Below are 24331 nucleotides of genomic sequence, written 5' to 3' on the forward strand. Positions count from 1 at the left end.
GGAGGATGCCCTTTACAAACTGACCTTGGCGGAGGAAACCGTCGCCTCGATGTGATCGACCAGCGCATCGGGAAGGCCGAGGCGGCCGGCCAGCAGATCGAGGTAGCCGCGTTCGGCGCGCGAATCCGGCTCGATGGTCAGGCGCGAGGCGGTGTAGAGTTCCACCCGCTGCTCCTCGGTGACCGCGGCTGCGACCAGCGCATCGATATCCGTCGGCTGCGACAGCTCCCGTTCGATGAAGGCGGCTGCCTCGCCGCTCACATCGGCGGCCTTGACCTTGTCGACAATGAGCGCGCGTTCGCCATCATCGATGTGACCATCGGCCTTCGCCGCCGCGATCATGGCGCGGATGAGAACGAGCACGAATTCGTTGCTCTGAGCGGGCGAAGCGGCGCCGAACCCGGACTCGGCGGGCGGTGGCAGCACGGCCGTCTTCGGCGGCGGCGCGTCGGACGGCGTCGCGGGCGCCTGCCCTGCCTGGTAATTCCTGTAGGCCTGATAGCCGAGGCCGGCGATCGCGGCGAGACCGCCGATGGTCAGTGCATTGCCGGCAATGCTGCGGCCGGTCTTGGTTCCGAGAAGCGCGGTTGCCAGCGCGCCGGCCTTCCACGGATTGTCCTTGGCCATCTGGACCGCGTCACCCGCCCGGTCACGGACAGAACCGCCGACACCCGGCACCTGCGAACCCAAGAACTGCTCAAGAAGCTTCTTCGCGTCGAACATTCCTCATCATCTCCCTGTCTAGAGGCCAGATGGGAGATAGGTATTGGCGACGGAAATACAAATGCAGGCGGGAAATCCACCTGCATCGAATGATGGGTCTGTCCCGAAATCAGCCCTTCAACGCTGCCGCTTCCGACGCGAGCTTGGTGATGCCGGCCCAATCACCAGCGGCGATCAGTTCCTTCGGCGCAACCCAGGAGCCGCCAACGCAGATGACGTTCGGCAGCGACAGGTAGTCCATCGCATTCTTCAGCGAAATGCCGCCGGTCGGGCAGAAAACGGTGCCGGCGAGCGGCGAGGACAGCGCCTTGAGATAGGCAGCGCCGCCGGCCTGCTCTGCCGGGAAGAACTTCAGCACCTGATAGCCTTCTTCGCGCAGCGCCATGACTTCGCTTGCGGTCGCAGCACCCGGCAGCAGGGGAACGGACGAACTGCGCGCGGCATCGAGCAGTTCCTGCGTCGCGCCCGGGCTGACGATGAACCTCGAGCCGGCAGCAACCGCGGCGTCCCAATGAGCGGCATTGAGGATGGTTCCGGCACCGACCTCGGCGCCTTCGACCTCGTCGGCAACGGCGCGGACAGCATCGAGTGCGGCCGACGTGCGCATGGTAATCTCGATTGCCTTCAGCCCGCCTGCGACAAGAGCGCGCGCCAGCGAAACGGCAGACTTGACGTCATCGACGATCAGGACCGGGACAACTGGCTGGAGTTTCAGGATGGAAAGGAGCTTTTCTGTCTTCTCGCCCATGGCCGCGTGATCCTTTTGAACCGATTGAATTCGGGACCCGAAATAACCCCAAGGGTAGGCTTTGTCGAGCCGAAACCGATCTTTGGAATAGAATGGGTACCCATGGCGATGAAATTAGGCTAGCGTAATTAAATCGTCACACAAGGTTCACCGGGAATGGCGAAAGAAATCGAGCGGAAGTTTCTGGTGCACAGCGATGCCTGGCGCTCCGGAGCGGAGACGAAATCCGTTTTAAAACAAGGCTATATCGCCTCGATGGATGATCGCTCCGTGCGCGTGCGCGTGCTCGACAATATGAAGGCACGGCTGACGGTCAAGATCGGCCGCAGCACGATGACCCGCGAGGAATTCGAATACGATATTCCCGTCGCCGACGCCGAACAACTGCTCGATGACGCGATCGGCATTATCATCGAGAAGACTCGTTATCGCGTCCCCCACGGCGGTTTCGTCTGGGAGGTCGACGTGTTTGCCGGACAGCATCGTGGCTTGGTGATCGCCGAAGTGGAGATGCGCTCGGAGAGCGACAACCCCGCGCTGCCTTCATGGATCGGCCGCGAGGTGACAGGCGATTTCCGCTATTCAAACCAGGCGCTTGCCACTGAATACGAGCGCGACCGGCATGCCCTTTCGCATACGGCCTGACCACAGTTTCACTGCAGAGTTCAGGAAGGCCGCTGGCGGCCAGCTCTCTCATGCGATCCACACGCTTGCAGAGAGGCCTGACGGCAAGCACGAGGCGATCCACGCCTTTCGCAAGAACCTGAAGCGCCTGCGCTCCCTTTACCGCCTCGTGGCCAGCGAAGTGCCGGAGTTTTGCGAGCGCGAGAACGCTCGGCTTCGTGATGTGGCGAAGTCCCTGTCGGCGATCCGAGACGCGACAGCGCTGATCGAGACCGCCGCCTACCTCAAGGAAAACGCCCGCGACGCCAAAGAGGCAAAAGCACTTGGCCACATTGTCGCGGCACTGGAAAGCCGGCGCGACCACATGGCCGATGCCGAGGCGGATATCGACAGGAAGCTCACCGAAACGCCGGAGGTGCTGAGGGACGCCATTGCAGCGGTGGGGGAGGTCCACTTCAACGGCGGCCCGCGTCGGACTGCACGGCTTGTCGCCAAGGGCTGGCGCAAGACGACGTTGAAGGCGAGGAAAGCCATCGAGCATTGCCAGGCCGAAGCCTCGGCGGAAACCTTTCACACATTGCGCAAACGGGCACAGGACTACCGGGCATACCAACGGCTGCTTCGACCGCTCTGGCCAACGGCGATGAAGGCGAAATACGAGGTGACGAGCAGCCTGATCGATCTGCTCGGCCATATTCACGACCTCGACGTGCTCTGCGCACTGGTGGAGGCCGAGCCGCAACATTTTTCAAATGCCGACGACCTCGCACATCTGCTGGATGCGATCATCTTCCGCCAGCAGGAGGACCGACATGCGGCGTTGGAACGGGCAGAGGACGTCTTCGCCGATGATGCGCAAGAGGAAGCGGATCGGATCGAGTTGCTGTGGCGGGCTCAGGTGAGCTGAAACGCCCCAATTGCGCAGAAGACCCGAAAGCTGTATTTGCAGCCGCATGACAGACACGCTCACACAACCGACGTCTGCGACGAGCCCCTTCCTCGTTGCGGCTCTCTACCATTTCGTTTCGGTGCCGCGCTTCGACAGCCTGCGCGAGCCGCTGCAGGCGCTTTGCGAAGAAAATGGCGTGAAGGGTACGCTGCTTCTGGCGCATGAGGGGATCAACGGTACGCTCGCCGGCCCGGATGCGGGCATTCAGACGGTGCTTGCCTATCTGCGTGCCCAGCCGGAATTTTCCGCGCTCGAGCACAAGGAAAGCCGCGCATCGAAGATGCCCTTCGTTCGCATGAAGGTGAAGCTCAAGAAAGAGATCGTCACCATGGGCGTCGAAAACATCGACCCCAACAAGGTGGTCGGCACCTATGTGGCACCGCAGGACTGGAATGCTCTGATCTCCGATCCGGACACGATCGTCATCGATACGCGCAACGACTACGAGACGGCGATCGGTATCTTCCGTGGCGCTGTTGACCCGAAGACGAAGACCTTCCGTGAATTTCCCGACTGGGTGCGCGACAATACCGGCCTGCACAACAAGCCCAAAATCGCCATGTATTGCACCGGCGGCATCCGCTGCGAGAAGGCAACCGCCTTCATGAAGGAGCAGGGTTTCGACGAGGTCTACCATCTCAAGGGCGGCATTCTGAAATATCTCGAGGAAATCCCGCAGGAAGAAAGCCTCTGGGACGGCGCCTGCTTCGTCTTCGACGAACGCGTGTCGGTCGAGCACGGCCTGAAGGAAGGCGAACATAGGCTCTGCCACGCCTGCCGCAATCCGATCACGGCCGAGGAGATCACCTCACCTTACCATGAGGAAGGCGTCTCCTGCAGCAACTGCTACCACACGCGCAGCGAAGACGACCGCCTGCGCTACCGCCAGCGGCAGCACCAGATTGCGCTCGCCAAGAAGCGCGGGCAGAAGCACATCGGAGGCTAGAGCGCCGTACCTTTAATCGAACCCATAGCCTGCGGCTGTAAAATAGTTTCGACATTCTTGGCTGTTGAAGAGGTTGCAGATGGATCCGAGCGCATTTGAGAGTGCGTCAAACGTGCGAGCGGCGGCGGCTCGGAGATGGGCCTTAATTTTGGCGAAGGCCATTTCGATCGGGTTCAAATCTGGCGAATAAGACGGCAGAAACAGGAGCCACGCACCAACTTCCTTGAGGCAGGCTTTGGCTTTATCGCTCTTGTGAACGCGAAGATTATCCAGGATGACGACATTGCCTGGTTCGAGTGTCGGCGCAAGCTGGGTCTCGATGTAGGTGTCGAAGATTTCCCGGTTCATCGGCCTGTCAATAATCCAGGGCGCAGTAAGACCGAAACAGCGCAAGCCTGCAATGAATGTCTGTGTCCCCCAGTGGCCAAAGGGCGCATCCGTGATGAGACGCTCGCCGCGCGGGGAGCGCCCACGCAGTCTCACCATCTTTGTGTTCACCGAGGTTTCGTCCAAGAAAACAAGTCGATGCGGTTCAAATCGCATCCGGGGTTGGCGTTTCGAAATCCAGACATCACGATCCTTTCGGATATCAGCGCGAGCGCGTTCCGACGCCATTATCTGTTTTTTTATATGTGTATCCCTGCGTTATCAAAAACCGCGACAGGGACGATGGTGGAATAACCAATCCATGTTCATCCTCAAGGCGACGGGCAAGCTCTGGCATGGTGATATCCGGTTTGCCTTCGACCTGTGCGACCAGGAAATCGCGAAACGCCGACAGTTTCCCTGCACCTGGTGGCCTTCCTTGACGCGCGGGGGTTATCAGCCCAGTCCGCTCCCGGCGTTGCAGCAGCTTGATCGCACTGCTGTCGCTGATTGCGAAATGACGGGCAGCGGCTCGCCGTGATTGGCCGCTAGCGACCATGGAAACAACACGCTGACGAAGATCAACAGAATGAGATTTACCCATGTGATTCACCTCCAACCGCAGTGAATCACACCAATACCCTCGTGAAAACCCCACTCGATTCTCAATTCAAGTGCGATGCTCTAAAGCGCGACTTCGGCCGACCTGTTTTCAGGCGGCATTGGGGCGGCGGGTGGTGACCTTCGCCGCGCGCGCCTGCATCAGCCGCTCGGTGATCTGATCGGCCGGCATCGGCCGACCAAAGAAGTAACCCTGTAGCGTATCGCAGCCGAAGAGCCGCACCGCAATGGCCTGCTCCTCGGTCTCGATGCCCTCGGCGGTGACCGGAATGTCGAGCGAGCGGGCAAGCGCCACTGTCGCCTGCAGCATTTCGCGCTGACTATCGCTTTCGAGGATATCCATGACCAACGAGCGGTCGATCTTGATGCGATCGAAGCCGAACTGGCGCAAATAGCCGATGGAGGAAAAGCCCGAGCCGAAATCATCGAGCGCAACCTTGACGCCCAGCGCCTTCAACCGCTCGATCGCCTGCCGGGTTCGCTGTGGGTTCTGGATCATATAGCCTTCGGTGACTTCAAGCGTCACACGTTTGGCCTCGATCTCAGTCTGCTTCAGCACGTAACGGACATAGTCGGCAAAGGCCGGGTTGCGGAACTGCCCGGGAGAAACATTCACCGAGATACGCAGTTCCGGCCATTGCTTGGCGGTTTCGCAGGCCTTGCGCAGAACGAAAAGCCCCAGCGCCTCGATAAGCCCGCTGGTTTCCGCGATGGGAATAAATGTTTCGGGCGAGACCGGGCCGTGTCCCGGGCGGTTCCATCGCACCAATGCTTCGACACCGGTCATTTGATGGGTCGGCGCATCGATCAGCGGCTGATAGGCAATCTGCAGGTCGCCGCCTTCGATCGCCATCCGCAAATCGAGTTCCAGCGCATTGCGCTCTCCGCGGTCTGCGTCCATCGCCGGATCGTAAAGCGTCATGCGTGCACGGCCAGCTTCCTTGGCCTTGTACATGGCAAGATCGGCCCGACGCACCAGCTCTTCGCGATCGATCGTGCCGCCTTCCGACATGGCAATACCGATGCTCGCGCCAATGACGACGACGCGTCGGCCAATCTCCAGCGGCTCTGCCAGGAAGTCCAGTATCTGCTCGGATAGCTGCAGGGCAACGGCGTGCTCGCTTTCGGAGACAAAGGCGATGGCGAATTCATCGCCGCCGATACGTGCGAGAACGGCGCCCTCCGGAATAAGCACGTTGAGACCGGCGGCGACCGCGCGGATCAGCTGGTCGCCGGTGCCATGGCCATAAGCGTCATTGACTTCCTTGAAGCCGTCGAGATCGAGATAAAGGATGAGCACGTTGCGGCGTGTTTGCGCCGCTTCGGCAACGAAGACGTCGATGGCGGATCCAAGCCCATCGCGGTTCAGCAGGCCGCTCAGCCGATCGCGGTTTGCTTCCTCCCGGGCGTTGATTTCTTCTGCCTTGAGGCGCCGCAGCGCCAACCAGCCAATGATGAGCAGAACGACGAAGAACAGGCCAACAAGTCCAAGCGCCTTGACGACCATCGGGCGAACTTCGCCGTAGCCGATATCGCCGGGCGCCCGCGACACCCAGACGAGCTTGCCGAGAGTGACCGCTTGCGCGTCCGCGATCGCCACCGAATAGGGAGCTTGGAAATCCGGAGCGACCAGCTTCAACCCGTCGATAACATAGGTCGCGCCAAGCTCGGCAACTTTGTCGGCGCTGAGATGTCGCGCAAAGATGAGATAGCGATGCTTTCCTGCCGAGACGTCGAGCGCACCGGATTTCTCGCGTATCAGCGCCACACCGACGACTGCTATACCGGCCTTCGTGCCAACGAAGCCCGTCGCCTCGGGATTATCCTGCGGCCCCGCCGCCTTCACTTTGTCGAAGAGCGTCCAGAGCGACGGGGAGAAGAAATCATCCAGCGCGCCGTCCATCGGTTTGCCTTCCCGATAAACCATGATCGGCTTCTTCTCGTCATCGATCACGATCGCCATGTCGAAGAGAGAACTGTTGACCGACATCTCGCCGTAGTTGCTGATCGTCCAGGCCATGCCATCGGCCGCATAGACGTTCGCTGCGGCATCATCCCAGGCTGCGTAGTCGTTGAGCGTCGCGCTCAATTGCATTTCGAAGGTCTTGAGCGCGCCGGACATGGTTTCCCGCGAGCGCTCGTCGTCCAGCACATTCGATCGGTCTGCAACGCGTTCGAGCGCACTCAGCACCATGACGGTGACGATCGCGACGACAATTGCAAAGGAAAAAAGCACGCCGGCGACGGTCGCATGACGACCGAAGCCCGAAACTTTTTTGCTGCCCCCGAAAATTGCCTGCATTCACTGCTCCCCGATCACGGAAGTCTGCCAGCCAAGGGCTCAAAAAACGGTTAAAGATCGATGTAACGATTAATCATCGCGATTTTGCAAGAGCGCTGGAAGCAGCGCAGATTCGTGCAGATTTGATCAATATTACCAATGACTTGAGCGATCCGGCCAGATCCTGGTTCGATTGATTGCAGCGCAGAATTTTGCAAGCGCTGATAAGAGCCGGCGGTTTTCCACGCTCTCTGCGAGGACAGATGCCTGCGCGTCCTCCGATTTGCCGAGCAACGAAATCCGCAAAACGGCGTCATTGACCACGTCGAAGGACATCGTCTTCAGGACCTCAGTCAGCTGTTCCAGCGCGAAATCACCGCGATGCGAGGCATGCGCGATCATCACGGGCTTGAAGGGCACCTCGTCGCGGGAGACCAGCCAATCCAACGCGTTCTTCAACCCGCCCGGGAGGCCATGGGCGTATTCCGGACAGGCGACGATGATGCCGTCGCACGCTCGGACTTTAGCCGCAAACTCTTCGACGAGCGCAGGCGTATTCTCGCCCTCACGATCCGGGTTGAAGATCGGCAGTTCGCCAATCATCTCGCAGATCTCGACGCAGACGGCCACGGGCGCATTGTCCCGCAGCGCTTCGAGCAGCCGGCGATTGGTCGAAGCCTTTCGCTGGCTGCCGCAGAGCGCATAAAGGACAAGCGGCTTTTCCATGCGCCCGCTTTAAGACATGACGCCGATTCGCGCCATGTGTCAGCTGACCTTGTGGTTGCCCTTGGGAAACTGCGCCGCAAGTTCGCTGTACCACTCGCCGCTCTTCTTCACCGTGCGGACCTGCGTGTGATAGTCGACATGCACGAGCCCGAAGCGCATGCGATAACCCTCGGCCCACTCGAAATTGTCCATCAGGCTCCAAGCGAAATAACCGCGCATCGGATAGCCGTCCTTGATCAGGTCGGCGACGACATCAAGATGATCGCTGTAGTAGTCGAGGCGCGGCTGGTCATCGACCTCACCGTTGACGACGTCCATGTTGTAGCAGGCGCCGTTCTCGGTGATGTAGCACTCCGGCAGCTCGTAGCGACGGTAGAGGTCCTCGACGACGTTCTTCAGGCCCGGCGCATAGACCTCCCAGCCGATATCGGTCTTCACGTCGCTGACGCGTGGCGCTTCGATTGTCCAGGGGAAGTCGCCGTTCTTCGCCGGATCATCGGCAACCCGCAGCGGCGTGTAGTAGTTGAGGCCCCACCAGTCGAGCTTCTGGTTGATGATCCTGAGGTCAGCGTCTTCCACAACAGGCATGCGGTCGCCAAGCGCCTCCAGGAATTCCTTCGGATATCCGCCCTTGAAGACCGGATCGAAGAAAGCGCCGTTGTGGAACTGGTGCGCGCGTTCGCCCGCGGCCTTGTCGGCTGCGCTCTCGGAACCCGGAATGACCGACGAAGCATTGAGCACGAGGCCGACGGGAACATTCGGCGCTACCGCGCGAATGGCCTCGACGCCGAGGCCGTGGGCAAGGTTCATGTGGTGCATGGCGTGGAGTGCCGCCTGCATGTTGCGCTCACCCGGCGCATGAATGCCGTAGAGGTGGCTGAGCCAGACGATGCACCACGGCTCATTGAAGGTCGCGACGCTGTCGAGACGGTCGCCGAGGCGGGCCATCACGGTCTTGGCGTAGCGCTGGTAGGCATAGGCCGTCGAGCGCGCCGTCCAGCCGCCATCGCCGGCCAGAAGCAGCGGCAGATCCCAGTGATAGAGCGTTGCGAAAGTCTTGATGCCCCGGGCTTTGCAGCCATCGACGAGGCGATCGTAGAAATCCAGGCCAGCCTCGTTCACCGGGCCGCTACCATCCGGGATGATGCGCGGCCAGGCGATCGAGAAGCGATAGGCTTCGACGCCGATGGACTTGATGAGATCGAGATCCTGATCGAGGCGATTGTAGTGATCGCAGGCAACGTCGCCATTGTCGCGATTGTAGACGCGGCCCGGCATGTTGCAGAAGGCATCCCAGATGGAGGGCTTGCGGCCATCCGTCTTCGAAGCACCTTCAATTTGGAACGCCGCCGTCGCGACGCCAAAGGTGAAATCGCCAGGCAAGCGGGCAGCAAGGGTCTTCGGATCGATCATGGAAATCCCGTTCTTTTGGTTTCGAAGGCGGTTTAGCCAAGCGGACCGATGTTGTACAGAGTCGAAATGACAGCGCTGTAACGTTTCAGTCGCGCCTTCCGCGCCGTTCCGCGCGCTGCCAAAGTCATTGCCTTGCATTGCGCGTCTTTTCGCGAAACAACCCTTGCATGAGCATTCCCGTGACACACCCATTTGCCTTCGACCCGACCTACGGCATGAAGCTCCCCGACCTTCAGGCGATCGTGCCACCGGAGGCGCCGCCCGGCTTCGACCCGTTTTGGCAGACCCGATACAAAAGGGCGATCGCGACGGACCCGCAGCCGGTGCTCCGGATCAGCGCGCTGACGCATCCCATTTGGCAGGTTCTCGACATCGTCTACACCTCGACCGGCGGGATCAGGATCGGCGGCTGGCTGCTTTTGCCGCGCGACCGGCCGGTGCGCCGCGGACTGGTGGTGGGTCATGGCTATGGTGGTCGCGACGCACCGGATTTCGATCTGCCCGTCGAAGACGCCGCGGTCCTCTTCCTCTGCTTTCGCGGCCTGTCGCTCAGCCCCCATCCGCCAATCCCGCCGGATGCATCGGGGCATGTTCTCCAGGAGATCGACAAGCCCGACGACTACATCATCGGCGGCTGCGTCGATGACCTCTGGCTTGCCGTTTCGACGCTTCTGTCGCTCTATCCATGGCTTGCCGGTCACATCGGCTATAGCGGCGTCAGTTTCGGGGGCGGCATCGGCGCCTTGGCGATACCATTCGATCTCCGCATCAATCGCGGCCACCTCGTCGTTCCAACCTTTGGCGACCGAGAGCGATGGCTGACACTGCCGACCGTCGGCAGCGCCGATTCCGTCCAGACCTACCAGAAGACTCATGGAAGCGTGCTCGAGGCCCTGCGCATGTTCGATGCGGCGAGTGCCGCAACCCGGATCAAGGTGCCGATGCTTGCTGCTGTCGCGCTGTTCGACCCTGCCGTCGCACCACCCTGCCAGTTTGCGGTGGCGAATGCTTTGTCGACATCAAAATATAATGAAATCTTCATCCTCGATGCCGGGCACTTCGACTATCCTGGTAGCACAGAACAGAATGCGCTTCTCCGTGAAAAGGTCCGGCATTTTTTCAAGGTGTTATGAACCGAGAATATTTGCGCTGGCATAGTCCGCGCTTGCATCGCGACATGGAACTGCTGGTGTTCGGCCATGCCGGCGCCAAGGTGTTGATGTTTCCCACGCGCGAGGGACGCTTCTGGGAATATGAAAGGCTCGGCCTTGTTGAAAGCCTTGCCGGCAAGCTGGAGGCTGGCCAGCTCCAGCTCTATTGCATCGAGGGGCTGGCCGCCGAGACCTTCTACGGCTTCGATCGGCATCCAGCTGAGCGCATTCACCGCCATGCAGCCTTCGAAGACTATATCCTGAATGAAGTCCTGCCGCTGATGGCTTCGAGGAATGCGCATGATTGCACCATCGTGCATGGCTGCAGCCTCGGCGCCTTCCAGGCCGCCAGTCTGGTCTTTCACCATCCGCATTTGTTTCGCAAACTCGTCGCCTTTTCCGGTCGCTACGATCTGACAATCAAGGTCGAATCCTTCGGCGATCTGTTCGACGGCTACTACGACAGTTCAGTCTATTTTCACACTCCGACGCACTTTCTGCCGGGGCTTGATGGCGGCTGGCAGCTGGAGAAGTTGCGCCAGATCGAGATCGTTCTGACGATCGGCGACGCCGATCCCTTCCTCGACAACAATCACTACCTCAGCCGTCTGCTTTCCGAAAAGCAGGTCGGCCACCATCTACACGTCTGGGAAGGGCGAGCCCATCGTGCCGGCGCCTGGCGGAAGATGGCAGCGCTTTATATCTGATCCTCAGGGAGGGCGGCTGAAAGCAACGGTTTGCCAAGGTCGAGCAGCCCTCCATGGCCACAGACGCTGGCACGAATAGAGCGGGACGGGCGGGTGCGGCGCACGCCCGATCCTAGCGACGGCCGCAGCAGCCTCTCGTTGACAGACAACGCGCTCGCGAAAGCGCCCCGCGGTGCGCGAGGTGCTGCGCCAAGGCAGCGTGGACGCTCTGGCGGGCTTCGTCGAAGACGCCTCCAAGCCCTCTCAGACCGTCTCCTCTGCCGTTTACAGAATGATCTCTTCGCCAAGAGGTAGCTGAAGCCGTCTCGCAACGCCGATATTCTCCAGAAACACCTCGTCATGACTGACGACAAGCAGCGCGCCGTCGTAGGCCTGCAAGCCGGCCTCCACGGCAGCGATGGAATCGATGTCGAGATGGTTGGTCGGCTCGTCGAGGATCAGGAGCGGCGGCGGCTTTGCGCCGCCGAGCACGCAGGCAAGGCCGGCACGCAACAGCTGCCCGCCGGAGAGCGTCGAGACCTGCTGCAGAGCGGCATCTGCCCGGAACATGAAACGCGCCAGCGCCGCACGGCAGGCATTTTCGTTCGCTCGCGGATTGAGATTGCGGAAATTCTCGCGGATCGACAGCGCTCGATCGAGCAGGCTGACGCTCTGATCGAACAGCGAAAAGCCGGTCATGACGGATACCGTACCGGACCATGGCTGCAGTGTGCCTGAAATCAACGCGAGCAGCGTCGTCTTGCCCGAGCCATTTGGCCCGGCGATCGCCACGCGATCAGGACCGGTGATGCCGAAAGAGAGGTTTCGGACGATGGGCTCACCTGGCTGATAGCCGGCGGTGACGCCATTCAGCCTCAGGACGTCCCGGCCCGACGGCAGTCCCGTCGACGCAAGCTGGGCCGAGAAGAGCTGAAGGATCTCGATCCGCTCCCGCGCCGCTGACGCCTCCTGCATCGCTTCCTCGCGGCGCTTTTCGCCGCGGCGAACCTTGTTGCCGCTGGTATTTTCCGCCCGCCGCTGGAGGCCGCCGGCGACGATGCGGGGCATATCCCCCCTTGCCGCCTTCTTGCGCCCGGCGCGATCGCTGCGTGCCTGCCGCTGCGCCGTGACCTGGGCGCTGCCGACGACATCGGCGAGGCGCCTTTCGGCGTCTGCGAGATCGTGCTCGGCGGCAGCCAGTTCAATGGCCTTGCGCTCCCGGAACGCGCTCCAGTTTCCGCCGTATCGCCGTGCGCCGAGCGCGGTGATCTCGATGATCGCATCCATGGTCTCCAGCAGTTCGCGATCGTGGCTGACGACCACAGCACCGGCACGCCAGCTGGCCAGCAATGCGATGACAGCGTCGCGCCCGTCGCGATCGAGATTATTGGTCGGCTCGTCGAGGATGAGGAAATCGGGCTCGGAGAAGATAAGCGCAGCGAGACTGACGCGCGTCCGCTGCCCGCCGGATAGCGAGGCAAGCAGGGTTTCCGGCTGGGCGTCGAGCCCGATACGCTCCAGTGCCGTGGCTATGCGTGCCTCGATGGTCCAATCCGCCAAGGCGATCTCCTCGGTAGTCGCCTCGCCGACCTCGGCACGGCGCAGAATGGCCAGCGCATCGCTGGCCCCGAAGAAATCGGCAACCGTCGCACTCTCCTCCACCTGCACCGCCTGGCGCAGGAAGCCGAGCCGCCCGCCGAAGGCAATGCTGCCGGATTGCGTCGGCAACTCACCGGAGACGAGCTTCAGAAGCGTTGTCTTTCCGACGCCATTGCGGCCGACGAGGCCAGTTCGTTCGGCGCCGAAACTTAGGTCGAGATTGGAAAGAAGCGCGCGCCCGTCAGGCGTGGACCACGAAAGATTGGACAGGGTAATGGATGCAGGCATGGATAAAGGACTCCCGAATGGCAAGGCGAACTGGCGTTGCGATCGGGGTGAAATCCATTACTGCACACATCCTGTTGGTGTTGGAGACGACCGCAATCTAGGCAGGCAGGACACTGAAATCAAGGGCAGGCCTTGCCACGGCAACTGCCCTTGCCGATCCAATCCGTTCTATCGAACCGGAGAATCGTCGCTATATGTGTGGATCGACGCGGCGACCGCGCAGCAGAATGCGAGGACGTTTGCCGCCGCATTGCGTGCGCGTACTGCCATCAGGTGCGCAGCGCTTGCCCATTGTCAGGCTGAACGGTCCAATCCTGCGTGGCGTTTGCTGGCTGCGTGAAAGGCCAAACGATCGTGAGGTTGAGCGCCAATAGCACCGCCGCCGCGATCGAAAGCACCATCGCCGTCCTGTCGTCTCGCACCGCTATGGCGTTCCCGAGATGGCGAGCCACGCCAACGGCAGGAAAGGGCCGACGATCCACCAATCGCGATAGATCTGCTGCGCCACAAAGTCATCCGCTTTCGGCAGTCCGATTTTGTTCCGGAGCACAAAGAGGTGCGCGGCAGGGGCGATCAGCGCAAGTCCGGTTGTGACGACGGTCAGGAATCGCATGTGAAGCAACCGACCCTGAATGGCTCGTTTCACGACACAGACCCGCCGGCGGCCGTTTGAGCATCGATGCGCTGACCAAGCGCCAGCAGGCCGCTGCCTAATATGCGGTCGGCTCAAGGCGGCAAATCTGCCGCTTCGACCACAATGCCGAGGAGCGGTTACGGCTTCTCTTGGCTATCCTTGAGCTTCACCGCCATCGTCACGGTGCCCCGCACGACGATGTCGTTTCGCGAACCGCGATTGAGATCCGCGCTGCTCGTGAGATTGGTGATCTGGCAGCTCTGCGCCAGCGTCTGCAAAATGAGATCGCACTGCCCGCCCGCCATCAGATAGAACCCTTTCTGGGCGGCCTTGATCTGCTCGCCAGTTTCCTGCCCGGCCTCGACCGGCACCGACAGGGAGACCGTCGTCTGCACGTTCACCGTGCCGGGGACACGCTGGCCGGCATAGAAGTTCGGCATGCGATTGGGGACTTCCTGCGACAACGCCGGAAAGGCGGCGAGCGCGAATGCGCAGGTGAGACCTCTAGCAGAAGATTTCATCGGACGCCTCGCCATCTGGTTGCGCTTATTTCTGCCAGCATTGTTAAACGACAATGAGCGCACTTCCTAATATTGTAAGAGGCGCGCTCAATAGCTGTATCATTCAGTCTGGCGGATTGCGGGTCAGACCTTGACCCAGCCACCGTTCTTCTTCGAGGACGCCACGCAGGCCTCAACGAAGGCAACGCCCTTCACGCCGTCATCGACGGTCGGGTAAATGACGGCCTTGTCCACGGCCTTGCCTTTCTTGTGGGCGTTGATGGCATGGGCGGCTTCCGTGTAGATCGTCGCAAAGGCTTCAAGGTAACCTTCCGGATGACCGGAGGGAATGCGTGAAACGCGGGCAGCGGCCGGGCCGGAACCGGCACCGTTGCGGGTGATCAAACGCTTTTGCTCACCGAACGGCGTGAACCAGAGATAGTTCGGATCCGCCTGTACCCACTCCAAGCCACCCTTGGTGCCGTAGACGCGGACCTTCAGGCCGTTTTCATGACCGGGCGCCACTTGGCTGCACCAGAGCATGCCCTTGGCCGCCTTTTCGTTGCCCTTCGCCTTGAAGCGCAGCATCACATGGGCGTTGTCGTCGAGGCGACGACCTTCGACGAAGCTGTCGAGATCGGCGGCGAGGCTGTCGAGTTCGAGGCCGGAAACGAAGGATGCGAGGTTATAGGCATGCGTGCCGATGTCACCGGTCGAGCCGCCCGCTCCCGACTGTGCCGGGTCGGTGCGCCAGACGGCCTGCTTGGCGCCAGTCTGCTCCACGGCTTCCGTCAGCCAGTCCTGCGGATATTCGGCCTGGACGATGCGGATATCGCCGAGCTCGCCGTTGGCGATCATCTCGCGGGCCTGACGGACCATCGGGTAGCCGGTATAGTTATGGGTCAGGATGAAGAGCGCACCGCTCTCGTCGGCGACCTTCTTCAGCTTCTTGGCGTCGGCAAGGTTCGATGTCAGCGGCTTGTCGCAGATGACGTGGATGCCACGACGCAGGAATTCCTTGGCGGCATCGTAGTGCACGTGGTTCGGCGTGACGATCGAGACGGCCTCAATGCCGTTCTTCAGCTTCGCTTCGCGGATCGCCATCTCGCGGTAGCTCGAATAGGTGCGCGACGGATCGAGGCCGAGGTCGCGGCCCGACGCCATCGCCTTTTCCGGCGTCGACGACAGCGCGCCGGCGATCAGATCGTACTGGTCGTCGATGCGGGCAGCGATGCGATGGACCGCTCCAATGAATGCGCCCGCGCCGCCGCCGACCATGCCGAGGCGGATACGCGGTTCGCGCGCCGGTTCTGTAGATGCTTCAATTGCCATTGGTTCCTCCTGAAATGCGTGGGGGGCGGGGCTGGGAAGGGATGACCCCTTCCTGCTGCGTTCCAATCAGCCCTTCCCGTTAACAAGGGCGGGTGTCTCAGAGACCGAGCATGCGGCGGTTGGCCGCCTGGTCCGTACCGCCCGATGCAAAATCGTCAAACGCCTTTTCCGTAACGCGGATGATGTGCGCCTTGACGAACTCGGCGCCTTCGCGCGCGCCGTCCTCAGGATGCTTCAGCGCGCATTCCCACTCGACCACGGCCCAGCCGTCGAAGTTGTTGGCCGTCATCTTCGAGAAGACCGCGCCGAAATCGACCTGACCGTCGCCGAGCGAACGGAAGCGACCGGCACGTTCGACCCAGCCCTGGTAACCGCCATAAACGCCCTGCCGGCCGGTCGGGTTGAACTCCGCGTCCTTGACGTGGAACATCTTGATGCGGTCTTTGTAGATGTCGATGTTGTCGAGATAGTCGAGGCACTGCAGGACGTAGTGCGACGGATCGTAGAGCATGTTGGCGCGCGGATGGTTGCCGACGCGCTCCAGGAACATCTCGTAGGTGATGCCGTCGTGCAGGTCTTCCCCGGGATGGATTTCGTAGCAGACGTCGACGCCGTTCTCGTCGGCATGGTCGAGGATCGGCTTCCAGCGGCGGGCAAGCTCGTCGAACGCGGTTTCGACGAGGCCGGCAGGGCGCTGCGGCCACGGATAGACGAACGGCCAGGCAAGCGCGCCGGAGAAGGTCGCGTGCGCCTTGATGCCGAGATGCTTCGAGGCCGTCAGCGCCATCTTCACCTGTTCGACAGCCCATTCCTGGCGCGCCTTCGGATTGCCGCGCACCTCAGGTGCGGCAAAGCCGTCGAAGGCTTCGTCATAGGCCGGATGAACGGCCACGAGCTGGCCCTGAAGGTGGGTGGAAAGCTCGGTAACTTCGACGCCGTTTTCGCGCGCCTTGCCAGCGAACTCGTCGCAATAATCCTTCGAGGAAGCCGCCTTCTTGAGGTCGATCAACTGGCCCGCCCAGGTCGGAACCTGCACGCCCTTGTAGCCGATGTCGGCCGCCCATTTGGTGATCGAATCCCACGAGTTGAACGGCGCGGCATCGCCCGCGAACTGTCCAAGGAAAAGGCCCGGACCCTTGATCGTTTTCATGTCAATTCCTCCCTAAAAGATGACCGTAAACGTTTCTGGCAGTGTTCTAGCACGCGATTTGCAGTCTGCAAGCCGATTTCGGCGAAACTGCAAATTTGCCCCAACGGGCGCAAATCAAAGGCGGCTGACTTAATCACGGCCTGTCTCCGGCAGCAAGATGTACGTACCGCATTTCTCCTGTCCACCACGTCACGACTGTACCACCTGGCTGCGATCCGAGCACCTGCCGCGTCTTGCGGCGGTAGACATCGCGCCGTGCCGTGCTACTGTCTTTGGACCAGGAGGTTGGCGCATGACGCGGCGTCTGGCAGCAATCTTGGATGCGGATGTTGTCGGCTTTTCCCGGCTGATGGGCCTTGACGAAACCGGCACGTTCGCGAACCTGAAAGCGCACAACAGCGAAGTCATCGTGCCAAGCATCGGCAGGCATCACGGACGGGTCGTCAAGTTTGTCGGCGACGGCACACTGGCGGAATTTGCAAGTGTCGTCGATGCTATCGGCTGCGCCATGGAAATTCAAACAGCATTGCTTCAGCGCAACGAGGCCATCGAGCCGGATCGACGCATGGTGTGGCGGATCGGCATCCATGTCGACGACGTGCTCGTCGAGGACGACGACATCTTCGGCGACGGCGTGAACGTCGCCGCAAGCCTGCAGGCTCTGGCGCCTCCAGGTGGAATCTGCGTCTCCCAGCAGGTCAATGACCAGATCCGGTCGAAGGTTGACTTCAGGGCAATCGATTTCGGCAACCGCAGGCTCAAGAACATCGAGCGACCGATCCGTGTCTGGCGTTGGATGCCGGAGGATGATGAACAGCGGCCACCGCCGTCCGACTGGAAGGAAGAAGCCGCGTGGCCCGTGCGCAATCGCCCCTCGATTGCCGTGCTGCCCTTCAGCAACATGTCGAGCATCGAGGAACAGGAGCATTTCTCGGACGGCTTCACGGACGAGCTGATCGCCACGCTGGCGCGCTGTCGCTGGCTGCTGGTCGCCGCCCGCAATTCGTCCTTCAGCTACAAGGGTCGGAAGGCCAATGCACAACAGGTTGCCGAGGATCTTGGTGTCAAGTACGTGCTCGAAGGCAGCGTGCGCCGCGCCGCCAATCGCGTTCGCATCACCGCGCAATTGCTGAGCGGCACGGATGGCACGCTGCTCTGGGCGGAACGCTACGACCGGACGCTGGCGGATATCTTCGAGGTTCAGGACCAGCTCGCCTCCGAAATCACCGGAACGATCGAGCCGGAACTGGGCTCCATCGAGTTCGCCGCTCTTCGCGGCCGCGCCGTGCTCGACATGGATGCCTGGGAGATTTACCTGAAGGGTCTCTGGCATCTCTACCGATTCACGCTTGACGAACTGAAGACCGCGAAGGCGCTTTTCGAACAGGCGATCAGTATTGATCCGACGTTCGCGCAGGCAAAGGCCCGCCTGGCCTACGTTCACATTCAGCTCGGCTGGTACGGCCCGCTTGACGAGCGGGGTGAGCGCATCTGCGAGGCGATCGAGCTTGCCGAACGGGCGATCGGACTGGACCAGAAGGAACCCGCCGCGCACCTCGCCTTGGGCAGAGCGCTTGCGCTTGATGGGGCGACGGAGGCGGGAATTGCGCATCTGCATAACGCCTTGCAACTGGATCAGAGTTTCGCGCAAGCTCACTTCGCGCTCGGCCAAGTCCTTTGCTACGTCGAGCGGCCCGCCGAAGGCATTGCCGAGATCAAGGAAGCGTTCCGGCTCAGTCCTCGCGATCCGCATCTTTGGACCTTCCATAACGTTCTCGCCATCGCGAACTATCAATTGGGCGACATGGCGGAAGCGGCCAAGGCAGCGCGCGCATCGCTCCGCTCACCGAATGCCACCTTCTGGCCGGCGATCGTTCTGGTTGCGATCCTCGGAAGGCAAGGCGAAACGGACGAGGCTAGAGAAGCGATTTTCAGGCTTCATCGTTTCCGGCCGGGAATGAACTGCGCCGACGCCCGGCGGGAATTCTATTTCGGCGACAATCCGGTGATGACCGAAACCTTCATCGACCGCTTCATCGCCGATCTCGCCAGCGCCGGCCTACCCGGCTAGCAAGCGACACCATCAAAGAAAGGCGCCCGTCCTGTCGAACGGGCGCCGCACTAGGCTTTTCAGATCAGAACGGAGAATCCGGGAAGTAGAAGTCCTTGGCGTTGTCCTTCGTGACGAGCGTCGCGTCGAGGACGAAGGTGCCGCGAACCGGCACCTGGTCGTAGAGACCAGCGGCCGTCAGTTCCATTGCCGTGCCGACCATTGCCGGTGGGTAGAGAACGTCGACCGGGATCATCTTGTCACCGTCCATGACCTTCTTGACCATGTCCTTGGAGCCGGCGCCGGCGACGACATACTTGATGTCGGTACGCTTGGCCTGCTCGATCGCCTGCAGCACGCCGACAGCCATGTCGTCATCCTGGCACCAGACCACGTCGATCTTCGGATACTTCGTCAGGTAGTCCTGCATGACCTTGAAGGCATCGTCGCGGTTCCAGTTGCCGTACTGGCGGTCGAGAACCTTGACCTTGGAGCCGGCAATGCCCTTGTCGAAGCCGTCCTGGCGCTGCTGATCGATCGGGATCGGCAGACCGCGGATGATGACCACTTCGGCGTCCGGCGTCTGAGAAGCGATGTACTTGCCGGCGACTTCACCGAGCGCCGGATTGTTGCCAGCAACGTAAAGGTCGCGGACGGAGTCATCGTTGGTCGATGGCGCGCGGTCGACAAGCGCGACGTACTTGCCCTTGGCCTTGACTTCCTTGATGGCGTTGACGAGCGGATCGGGATCCGACGGCAGGATGACGAGTGCATCGATGCCCTGCGTGTCAAGATCTTGTACGGCGTTGGCCTGGCTGGCAGCGTCCGGCGAGGTCTTAACGATGACATTCAGACCCGGATGCTCTTCCATCAGCTTCTTGGCGATGCGTTCGGCATGGAACACGACGCCTGAGGTCCAGCCATGGTCGGCGGCCGGAATGGACACGCCGATGGTGAACTTCTTGTCCTGTGCGTATGCGGTACCCGCCAGCGTGACGGCCGCAACCGCAAGACCCAACATGAGTTTGCGCATTCTATTTCCTCCCAATAAACGTCAGGGACTTTTCCTACCCGTCAACCGGACGCCCTGTGATCCCGGCCAATTCCTGGAGCCGATCCGCTATGATTTGCGGACCAGCGAGCGCTGTACCAGCATGGCGATGATGATGATCGCACCCTGGATCGCACCGATGAGATATTCGCTGATGAAGTTCGACAGCAGCATGATGTTGCCGACGAGCTCGAGAATGAAGGCGCCGCAGATCGTACCCCAGACACGGCCGGCACCACCCTTGAGCGCCGTGCCGCCGACGACGACGGCGGTGATCGCCTGTAGCTCCCACAGAATACCTGTCGTTGCCGAGGTTGAGCCGAGGCGCGGCACGTAGAGCAGCACGGCGATGGCCACGCAGAGCCCCTGGATGACGAAGGCGATGGTGCGCACGCGATTGACTGCAATGCCGGAATAGCGCGCGACATCGCTGTTCGAGCCGACGGCGACGACGTGCCGACCGTAACGTGTGCGGTAGAGGATGAAGGCTGCAACGGCCGTCACGGCCAGGATCACGACAATCGGCACCGGCACGCCGAGAATGCTGCCGAAATAGGCCGGACGGTAGAGCGTCTGAATGTCGGGCGAGCGTAGCGTAATCGCCCCGCCCTGCGACAACCAAGTCGTCAGGCCGCGATAGATACCCATGGTGCCGAGCGTGGCGATAAACGGCTCGATCCTGCCGACGGTGGTAATCAGACCATTGGCAAGCCCGCAGAGCGCGCCGGCAACCAGCGTAAACAGGACGGCGGCGACCAGCATCAACGTCGGATCGGCAATCACGCCGGAATTCATCAACAGGATCATCAGGCTGGCGACGAAAGCCACCATCGAACCAACGGAAAGATCGAGATCCCCCGCCGAGATCACGAAGGTGGCGCCGACAGCGATGATGGCGATGAAGGCACAGCGCGTCGCGACATTTGCAAGGTTCGTGATGCCGATGAAGTTCGGGTTGACCATCGCCCCCACGATCAAGAGCAATATCAGGGCTGCAAAGGGCGCAACCGCGCGCAGATCGATATCCCGCCAGGGGCGACGCCTAATTTCCCTGGTCTCCTCGTTCACACTCATCTCCAAACCGACCTCCCGCCCCAAATTAGATGGGCATCATACCTGCGCGGCCTGCTGAGCGCAGCCGCCTCTCCGCCAGCATCAGGCGGCTTTCTTCTTCAATCCGGCTGCATAGCGCATGATCTCCTGCTCAGAGATCTCTTCGCCCTCGAGCACGCCGACAATGCGCCCCTCGCGCATCACGGCGACCCGGGTGCAGAGGCCGATCACCTCAGGCATCTCCGAAGAGACGACGATGATGGATCGACCGTCGCGCGCCAGCGCCGAGATGAAATGATAGATCTGCTGCTTGGTGCCGACATCGATGCCGCGTGTCGGCTCGTCGATGATGATGATCTCAGGCTCCGTCTCCATGACCTTGGCAAGCAGCAGCTTCTGCTGATTGCCACCCGACATGCGACCGGCGACGATATTGGTGTCGCGCACGCGGATATCGAAACGTCGCCGCGCCGTGGCAAGCGCCTTCGCCTCGCTGCTCGGGCTGAGATAGCCGTGCAGCGAATGCTGGCCGAGCGACTGAAGCGTCAGATTGGTCATCATGCCGGAACGCAGGAGCAGACCCTTCGACTTGCGATCCTTCGTCATGTAGGCAAGCCCGGCGCGGTTGGCGGCATGCACATCGCCCGAAAGCACGGTCTCGCCGCGAATGACGACCTCGCCGGATGCGCGGACGCGCAACCCTGCGATCGCCTCCATCAGCTCCGTGCGACCGGAGCCGATCATGCCGGAAAATCCGATAATCTCACCCTTGCGGACCTCGAAGCTCGCATCCTGCACGTATCCCGTCGAAACCCCTTCGACCCGGAGGACGATTTCCTCGTCGACGTTGGGCTCGACCTTGGTCGGATAGAGGCTTGAAAGCTCGCGCCCGACCATCAGCTGGGCGATGGATTCGCCGTCGAGCATCGCGGTCGGCGCCGTCTTGACCCACTGCCCATCGCGCAACACGGTCACCCGGTCGGTGATCTCCATCACCTCGTCGAGCTTATGCGATACGAAGATGAAGCTCGTCCCCTTGTCGCGCAGCTTGCGCACCTGCCGGAACAGGAAGTTCGTCTCTTCGCGCGACAGCACGGCCGTCGGCTCGTCCATGATGACGACGCGTGCATCGCGACTGATTGCCTTGGCGATTTCAACCATCTGCTTGTCAGCGATCGACAATGTGCCGATTATGGCATTCTCGTCGACATGCGAACCGAGAAGATCGAGCGCCTTGCGGGTCTCGGCGCGCATGTGTTTGCGGTGAAGGATGCCGAAACGCGTGACTTCGCGACCGAGGTAGAGACTCTCGGTGACGGTCAGATGTTCGGCGAGATTGAATTCCTGGTGGATGAGAACGATGCCGAGCGCTTCCGCCGCACCGTTGGCCGGCAGCACGACCGGCTCCCCGTCGAGCAATATCTCCCCCGAACTCGGCTGCTCGAAGCCGGACATGACCTTGACCAAAGTCGATTTGCCGGCGCCGTTTTCGCCCATGAGAGCATGGATTTCGCCGGCGCGCAGATCGAAGTTGACACTGAAGAGAACTTGCACGCCGCTGAACGACTTGCAGATGCGCCGCGCGGACAACACCACAGGCGCGGCGTCGACAGAATCCACACTCATTGACTGGCTTCCTCCCTGCGGCTCCCATCCGCTGGACGCCATATGTAAACCTTTACACGGCGCATGTAAAGGTTTACATCATCGTTACACACAGATCTGCCGGCTCCGGCGTTTGACCTCTCGGCAAGTCTGTGTAGTGTCGCGGCGAAGGCATCCCAAGGCAGGACGCAGTGTCGAATTCCACGCCCGCAACCATAGAAGACGTCGCTCGGATCGCCGAGGTTTCGATCGCGACGGTGTCGCGGGCGATCCACATGCCGGAGAAGGTCGCCAACTCGACGCGGCTGAAGGTCAACCAGGCGATCGCCATCACCGGTTACACCACCAACGCCATGGCGCGGAGCCTGCGGCTTGGCCGGTCGAACATGATTCTCGTGGTGGCCCCAGACATCGGCGACCCGAATTTTTCCAACATTCTCGTCGGCCTCGAGAACGAAGCGCGCGCCCATGGCTACGGTGTTCTGATCGGCCATACGCAGAATGATGCGCAGCGCGGCCTTGAATATCTGAAGTTCCTGAATTCCAACCAGGCCGCCGGTCTGATTCTCTTTACCGGCATTCTGCCCTTCGGCCATCAGACAATGACGGCCCGCCTGCCGCCAAGCGTCGGCGTCTTCGAGCCGGTCTTCAACGGCGGCATCCCCTATGTCGGCGTCGATGATGTGGAGGGGGCCAGAAAGGCGGTCGACCTGCTGCTTGCCGAGGGTCATCGCAAGATCGCCTTCATCGGCGATTCGCGCACCCGTTTGGCCTACGCCAGACGTCGCGAGGGTTATGACGCGGGGCTCGATGCGGCAGGCGTTGCGCCCGACAAGCGCATCGTGCTCGAAGGCGACGGAACGCTTGAAAGCGGCCGCCACGCCGTCGAGCAACTGTTCATGCGCGACACGCTGCCGACGGCCTTCATGTGTGTGAACGACCAGACGGCGATCGGCGTGATGATCGGTCTCGGCGCCCGCGGCTACGATATTCCGAAGGACTTCTCCGTGACCGGCTTCGACGACGTGCCACAGGCCGTCTTCATGTCGCCGCCGCTCACCACCATCCGCCAGCCGCGAACCGCAATCGGCAAGCAGGCCATGGCGCTTCTCTTGGAGTTCCTGTCCGACGGCCAGCCGGCGGAGACCGAAATCCTGCTGCGCCCGGACCTTGTGGTGCGCAACTCAGTGGGCGCACCGTCGCGGCGATGGACGAAGCGCTGACACCGGTAGCAGATGTTTTAGCCACCCGACACCGACATGGACGTCCCGCCGCGCTTGGGGCGGCGGGAGCGGTTGGCCTTCGTGCCGCACGGCTATTGGCTATTGCGACTTTTGAGGATCGTCCGCCGGGTTGACGTACTTAATGCTCCACGGGCCGTTGGTGTTGATTTGGACGACAGTCTCATCGTCGAAGTAAACAAAATGCGCCGTACCCGGCGGCAAGGCAAAGAAACTGCCCGCGGGCAGTGCCTTCGTGGCGCTCCGATCGGCGGTTTTGCCCATGCCAATTTTGGCAGCCCCGGATATGACCGTGACCACTTCATAGCCAGGATGCGTGTGCGGTGGGATCGCATACCCCGGCGGCAATTTGAGCCGAAGGGCAAACAAGCCTTTCTTGGTGGGATTGCCGAACAAGACCGCCGCTTGGGCTCCGGCAGGAAGCGTTTTGGGAGCCCCGACCCACTTGACATCACCGGGAGCGAATATTGCGTGCGCATCCTGTGCCAAGGCAAAGGCTGCGGTCCCGCAGAATCCAATCCAACCGACTGCGAATATCGATGCGATTTTCATGATATCCTCCCTCTCGCCGGGCCTTTCACCTCGGCTGCACGC

Annotated in this window: 22 protein-coding genes; 7 read left to right on the top strand and 15 right to left on the bottom strand. The window is 61.3% G+C overall.

Features of this window, described 5'->3' with window-relative positions; genetic code table 11:
* Positions 1–12 precede the first annotated feature (12 nt).
* Together LPU83_RS56375 and LPU83_RS56380 are read right to left on the bottom strand one after the other, a co-directional pair.
* The gene (locus LPU83_RS56375) at positions 13–723 is read right to left on the bottom strand and encodes a tellurite resistance TerB family protein (RefSeq protein ID WP_024315836.1); all 711 of its coding nucleotides are present in this window, start codon (positions 721–723) and stop codon (positions 13–15) included.
* Positions 724–832: 109 nt separating this feature from the next.
* Entirely contained in the window at positions 833–1471 is a 639-nt protein-coding gene (locus tag LPU83_RS56380) for a 2-dehydro-3-deoxy-phosphogluconate aldolase (protein WP_024315835.1), read from the bottom strand.
* Positions 1472–1627: 156 nt separating this feature from the next.
* Here LPU83_RS56380 and LPU83_RS56385 point away from each other — a divergent pair, with 156 nt between their 5' ends.
* Genes LPU83_RS56385 through trhO form a run of 3 tightly spaced genes read left to right on the top strand, consistent with a single transcriptional unit; the run spans position 1628 to position 3990 of the window.
* Positions 1628–2116: a CYTH domain-containing protein gene (locus LPU83_RS56385; protein WP_024315834.1), complete on the top strand. Its 489-nt coding sequence runs from the start codon at positions 1628–1630 to the stop codon at positions 2114–2116.
* Positions 2094–3002, top strand: coding sequence for a CHAD domain-containing protein (locus LPU83_RS56390; protein WP_024315833.1), 909 nt, complete (start codon positions 2094–2096; stop codon positions 3000–3002). The genes LPU83_RS56385 and LPU83_RS56390 overlap by 23 nt, the downstream gene beginning before the upstream one ends.
* 46 nt (positions 3003–3048) lie before the next feature.
* Positions 3049–3990 carry an oxygen-dependent tRNA uridine(34) hydroxylase TrhO gene (gene trhO / locus LPU83_RS56395; RefSeq protein ID WP_024315832.1) on the top strand — a complete coding sequence of 314 codons (942 nt, stop codon included), beginning with the start codon at positions 3049–3051 and terminating at the stop codon, positions 3988–3990.
* Between the two features lie 12 nt (positions 3991–4002).
* On the opposite strand, the gene LPU83_RS56400 is transcribed toward trhO, so the two are convergent.
* From LPU83_RS56400 to LPU83_RS56415, 4 genes are all read right to left on the bottom strand, one after another.
* Positions 4003–4960, bottom strand: a protein-coding gene (locus LPU83_RS56400) for an IS630 family transposase (RefSeq protein WP_112334086.1) whose coding sequence is annotated in 2 segments (ribosomal slippage) — positions 4003–4608 and positions 4610–4960 — 957 coding nt in all. Because the reading frame shifts where the segments join, the coding sequence is not laid out codon by codon here.
* A gap of 108 nt (positions 4961–5068) precedes the next feature.
* Positions 5069–7279 carry a putative bifunctional diguanylate cyclase/phosphodiesterase gene (locus LPU83_RS56405; RefSeq protein WP_024314881.1) on the bottom strand — a complete coding sequence of 737 codons (2211 nt, stop codon included), beginning with the start codon at positions 7277–7279 and terminating at the stop codon, positions 5069–5071.
* A gap of 132 nt (positions 7280–7411) precedes the next feature.
* The gene (locus tag LPU83_RS56410) at positions 7412–7984 is read right to left on the bottom strand and encodes an NADPH-dependent FMN reductase (RefSeq protein WP_024314882.1); all 573 of its coding nucleotides are present in this window, start codon (positions 7982–7984) and stop codon (positions 7412–7414) included.
* Positions 7985–8023: 39 nt separating this feature from the next.
* Entirely contained in the window at positions 8024–9397 is a 1374-nt protein-coding gene (locus tag LPU83_RS56415; RefSeq protein ID WP_024314883.1) for a GH1 family beta-glucosidase, read from the bottom strand.
* A gap of 167 nt (positions 9398–9564) precedes the next feature.
* On the opposite strand from LPU83_RS56415, the gene LPU83_RS56420 reads away from it, so the two are divergent.
* Both LPU83_RS56420 and LPU83_RS56425 read left to right on the top strand, forming a co-directional pair.
* On the top strand, positions 9565–10530 hold the full coding sequence (locus LPU83_RS56420; RefSeq protein WP_024314884.1) for an acetylxylan esterase: 966 nt from the start codon (positions 9565–9567) through the stop codon (positions 10528–10530).
* Positions 10527–11255 (top strand): esterase family protein, encoded by a 729-nt coding sequence (locus LPU83_RS56425; protein WP_024314885.1) that lies wholly within the window; start codon positions 10527–10529, stop codon positions 11253–11255. Before LPU83_RS56420 ends, LPU83_RS56425 begins: the two co-directional genes overlap by 4 nt.
* A gap of 264 nt (positions 11256–11519) precedes the next feature.
* Here LPU83_RS56425 and LPU83_RS56430 read toward each other — a convergent pair whose 3' ends face one another.
* The 5 genes from LPU83_RS56430 to LPU83_RS56450 form a co-directional block, all read right to left on the bottom strand.
* Positions 11520–13121, bottom strand: a complete 1602-nt coding sequence (locus tag LPU83_RS56430; protein WP_024314886.1) for an ABC-F family ATP-binding cassette domain-containing protein — start codon at positions 13119–13121, stop codon at positions 11520–11522.
* A 424-nt stretch (positions 13122–13545) separates the two neighbouring features.
* Positions 13546–13734: a hypothetical protein gene (locus tag LPU83_RS74260; RefSeq protein WP_225039742.1), complete on the bottom strand. Its 189-nt coding sequence runs from the start codon at positions 13732–13734 to the stop codon at positions 13546–13548.
* A 158-nt stretch (positions 13735–13892) separates the two neighbouring features.
* Positions 13893–14276, bottom strand: a complete 384-nt coding sequence (locus LPU83_RS56440) for a hypothetical protein (RefSeq protein ID WP_024314887.1) — start codon at positions 14274–14276, stop codon at positions 13893–13895.
* 123 nt (positions 14277–14399) lie between these two features.
* Complete coding sequence (locus LPU83_RS56445) at positions 14400–15587, bottom strand: Gfo/Idh/MocA family protein (RefSeq protein WP_024314888.1); 1188 nt, start codon at positions 15585–15587, stop codon at positions 14400–14402.
* 97 nt (positions 15588–15684) lie between these two features.
* A complete protein-coding gene (locus LPU83_RS56450) occupies positions 15685–16737 on the bottom strand; it encodes a sugar phosphate isomerase/epimerase family protein (protein WP_024314889.1) in 1053 nt (350 codons plus the stop codon).
* 292 nt (positions 16738–17029) lie between these two features.
* On the opposite strand from LPU83_RS56450, the gene LPU83_RS56455 reads away from it, so the two are divergent.
* Positions 17030–18808, top strand: a complete 1779-nt coding sequence (locus LPU83_RS56455; protein WP_024314890.1) for a tetratricopeptide repeat protein — start codon at positions 17030–17032, stop codon at positions 18806–18808.
* A 64-nt stretch (positions 18809–18872) separates the two neighbouring features.
* Here the strand turns inward: LPU83_RS56455 and LPU83_RS56460 are convergent, their stop codons facing one another.
* The 3 genes from LPU83_RS56460 to LPU83_RS56470 all read right to left on the bottom strand — a co-directional run bounded on the left by LPU83_RS56460 (position 18873) and on the right by LPU83_RS56470 (position 22517).
* A complete protein-coding gene (locus LPU83_RS56460) occupies positions 18873–19820 on the bottom strand; it encodes a substrate-binding domain-containing protein (protein ID WP_024314891.1) in 948 nt (315 codons plus the stop codon).
* A gap of 87 nt (positions 19821–19907) precedes the next feature.
* Positions 19908–20912, bottom strand: coding sequence for an ABC transporter permease (locus LPU83_RS56465; protein WP_024314892.1), 1005 nt, complete (start codon positions 20910–20912; stop codon positions 19908–19910).
* 81 nt (positions 20913–20993) lie between these two features.
* The gene (locus LPU83_RS56470) at positions 20994–22517 is read right to left on the bottom strand and encodes a sugar ABC transporter ATP-binding protein (RefSeq protein ID WP_024314893.1); all 1524 of its coding nucleotides are present in this window, start codon (positions 22515–22517) and stop codon (positions 20994–20996) included.
* Between the two features lie 170 nt (positions 22518–22687).
* Here LPU83_RS56470 and LPU83_RS56475 point away from each other — a divergent pair, with 170 nt between their 5' ends.
* Complete coding sequence (locus LPU83_RS56475) at positions 22688–23719, top strand: LacI family DNA-binding transcriptional regulator (RefSeq protein WP_024314894.1); 1032 nt, start codon at positions 22688–22690, stop codon at positions 23717–23719.
* Positions 23720–23818: 99 nt separating this feature from the next.
* Here the strand turns inward: LPU83_RS56475 and LPU83_RS56480 are convergent, their stop codons facing one another.
* A complete protein-coding gene (locus tag LPU83_RS56480; protein WP_024314895.1) occupies positions 23819–24289 on the bottom strand; it encodes a cupin domain-containing protein in 471 nt (156 codons plus the stop codon).
* Positions 24290–24331: the final 42 nt, after the last annotated feature.

Origin of the sequence: Rhizobium favelukesii (assembly GCF_000577275.2) — a bacterium.
Lineage (GTDB): Bacteria > Pseudomonadota > Alphaproteobacteria > Rhizobiales > Rhizobiaceae > Rhizobium > Rhizobium favelukesii.